This window comes from Arthrobacter sp. P1_B4 (genome assembly GCF_056406555.1).
In genome coordinates, this window is the sequence record NZ_JBFTZW010000165.1 from 1 (window position 1) to 3,100 (window position 3,100).

Genomic DNA, 3,100 nt, shown 5'->3' on the forward strand with positions numbered 1-3,100 from the left:
TCTGCTCGAGCCATGCACGGCGGGACAGCACAACGTTGTTGCGGTTCTTGTCCAGCTCGATGATCTTGGCTTCGATCTGCTGACCGATGTACGGAGCGAGGTCGCGCACACGGCGCATCTCGACGAGGGATGCGGGCAGGAAGCCGCGCAGACCGATGTCGAGGATAAGACCACCCTTGACAACCTCGATGACGGTACCGGTGACAACACCGTCTTCTTCCTTGACCTTCTCGATGTCGCCCCAGGCACGCTCGTACTGAGCACGCTTCTTGGAGAGGATCAGGCGGCCTTCTTTGTCTTCCTTGGTGAGCACCAGGGCTTCGACCTGATCGCCAACGGAGACGACGTCTCCGGGGTCAACGTCGTGCTTGATGGAAAGCTCGCGGGAGGGAATGACACCTTCGGTCTTGTAACCGATGTCGAGCAGGACTTCGTCGCGGTCGACCTTGACGACGGTACCTTCGACGAGGTCTCCGTCGTTGAAGTACTTGATGGTGGCGTCGACAGCTGCGAGGAAGTCCTCAGCGGTACCGATGTCGTTAATGGCGACTACGGGGGTACCGGGCTTCTCGGTGGAGGTGATGGTCATGTAGTAGGGGCTCCGTTGTGGATAGTGAGTCGGTCAGGCAAACCGCTTGGCCGGCATTATGGAATGCAGGCCAAGAGCACGGCGTCACAGCAAGCGTTCCGCCGGGTCATCCTGATTTTGTGGATTGTAGATGCGCGCACGTAGTACGCGCCTGTTTAGTCTAGTCGTTTACGCGAACGCCGGTCAAAGCGCACGGGGCCGTCCGTGTCGCCCTCGGCGCCGGAATCGGACCAGAGGCCTAAAAGTGCGTGAGGCAGTGCGGTGAACGTTCGACGGCAAACATGAGCCGCGCTGTCAGCGCCGCCCCGGCCGTGTGCTCGGTGATCCGGCCGGCAGCTTTCAGGGTCACCGGACAAACGGCGCCCAGATAGATGGAGCCGAGGTCCGCGACATCAAGGGACAGGTCCGGCTCAGCCTCCGGAGCCGGCCTCACCGTGGCCTCTCCCCCGCAGACCGTGAGCGCGAAGGTGCCGGCCGAAAAGCCGAGACTGTCCCTGACCGCGAGAACGACCGCCCCGTCGGCCGAATACCGCCGGGCCCCCAGCACCCGGGCCGGGTCCAGGACCCGCAGCCACAGCATGTCGCGGTGGTCCGATGCCTCGACGCATCGCGGGTCCTCAAGCGCCCAGGTCAGGGGGTCGTCCACCGGTGCATCCTGCCAGCTGATCCGGTCCACGAGGTCGATGCTGCCCAGGAACTGCCAGAGTTCCAGGTAGGCGGCGTCATTCGCGGCCACGAGGTCCACGACCTCCATGGTGTACGGCTTGGCGTCCCACCCGGCGAACTTGTAGGACACGTAGCCGTCCACGGTTCCGGCGGCGTCGTAGTGCAGGGCGCAGCGGATTGCCTCGTCCTCGCTGCCGTCGCGGCCGAGCATGCCCGCGGACCGCAGCCGGTACGCTTCCTGCCGCGAGATCGATCCGGGCATGGACGCGTGGACCTGGCCAAAAACCTTGGGTGCCAGTTCCAGCAGGACCTTGCGGTCCGCAATCTCCACGGAGCCGGCGGGCGCATGGCGCAGCCGGAAGCGCGGCCCGGTGTCGACCTTGATGCTGCGCTCGAAGGTGGCCACGCCGTAACCGAACCGGCCATAGATCGAGGCTTCCGAGGCGGTCAGTGCCGCCAGCGCGACGCCGTCCGCCTTCGCCGCGGCGAGGTCCTCGGTCATCATCCGCCGCAGCAGCCCCTGCCGGCGGTGGGTCCCGCGCACGGTGACGGCCGTGACCAGCTGGGCTTCGAGCTGACGGCCGTAGCCGATGTTCAGGTCCTTGCGCAGAGTGGCGAAGGTCGCCACCGGGACGTCGGACGCCAGCGAGTGGGCCGCGACGCCGTCGGCCTGGTAAACGCCGGTCATTTCACGGTTGTCCACGAGATACATGGCCATGATCTTGTCCACGAAGTCGTCTTTGCGCGGCTCCTCGTAGAAGCCGATCCCGACCCCGCTCAGCCACGCCGTACCTTGCGCGTAGTCCGCCTCGTCCTTCGCGACCGCGCGGAACCGCTTGAGCTCGTACTTATCTGCCACGTACTTTCTCCCCCTGAGAATCTCGGGTCCCGGCCTAGCCGGAACGAAAACTGCCGGACCGAAAACTGCCGGACCGAAAACTGCCGGACCGAAAACTGCCGGACCGAATAATACTTGCCGGACCGAAACCTTGCCGATACCGGCCCAGCGTTAGTGCCCCGCCTCGTACCAGCTGGAGCCGATGCCGATCTGGACGTCCAGCGGAACGCTGAGGTCCGCGGCCGAGCCCATTTGCTCGGTCACCAGCTTCTCCACGGCCTCGCGCTCACCCGCGGCGACTTCGAGGACAAGTTCATCATGGACCTGCAGGAGCATGCGCGATTTTAGGCCCCGTGCCGCCAGTTCCGCGTGCACACCCAGCATGGCGCGCTTGATGATGTCAGCCGCCGATCCCTGGATGGGCGAGTTCAGCGCGATGCGCTCCGCATTCTCACGCAGCTGGCGGTCGGTGCTGGTCAGGTCCGGGAGGTAGCGCCGGCGCCCCTCGATGGTGGCGGTGTAGCCGTCGATCCGGGCCTGGTCCACCACGCCGCGGAGGTAGTCGCGGACGGCGCCGAACCGGTCAAAGTAGTCCTTCATGAGGGTCCGCGCCTCGTCAACGGAGATCTCCAGCTGCTTGGACAAACCGAACGAGGTCAGCCCGTACGCGAGGCCATAGGACATCGCCTTGACCTTGGACCGCATGGCGCTGGTCACCTCATCGGTGGGCACATGGAAGATGTTCGAGCCCACGAACCGGTGGAGGTCTTCGCCGTCCTTGTAGGCCTGGATCAGGCCGGCGTCGCCCGAGAGGTGCGCCATGATGCGCATTTCGATCTGAGAGTAGTCCGCGGAGAGCAGGCACTCGTAGCCCTCGCTGACCACAAAGATGCCGCGGACGCGCCGGCCTTCCTCGCTGCGGATCGGGATGTTCTGCAGGTTGGGGTTGTTGGACGAGATCCGGCCCGTGGCTGCGACGTTCTGCGCGTAAGTGGTGTGGATCCGGC

General features: G+C 65.0%; 3 protein-coding genes. All 3 read right to left on the bottom strand.

What is annotated here, in order from left to right:
* Positions 1-589, bottom strand: a 589-nt coding sequence (locus AC1D1W_RS20310) for a S1 RNA-binding domain-containing protein (protein ID WP_476944655.1), incomplete at its 3' end; no start/stop codon positions are given.
* Between the two features lie 238 nt (positions 590-827).
* A complete protein-coding gene (locus tag AC1D1W_RS20315) occupies positions 828-2,114 on the bottom strand; it encodes a GNAT family N-acetyltransferase (protein WP_476944656.1) in 1,287 nt (428 codons plus the stop codon).
* Positions 2,115-2,264: 150 nt separating this feature from the next.
* On the bottom strand, positions 2,265-3,100 hold an 836-nt coding region (locus AC1D1W_RS20320; RefSeq protein WP_476944657.1), incomplete at its 5' end, for a DNA polymerase.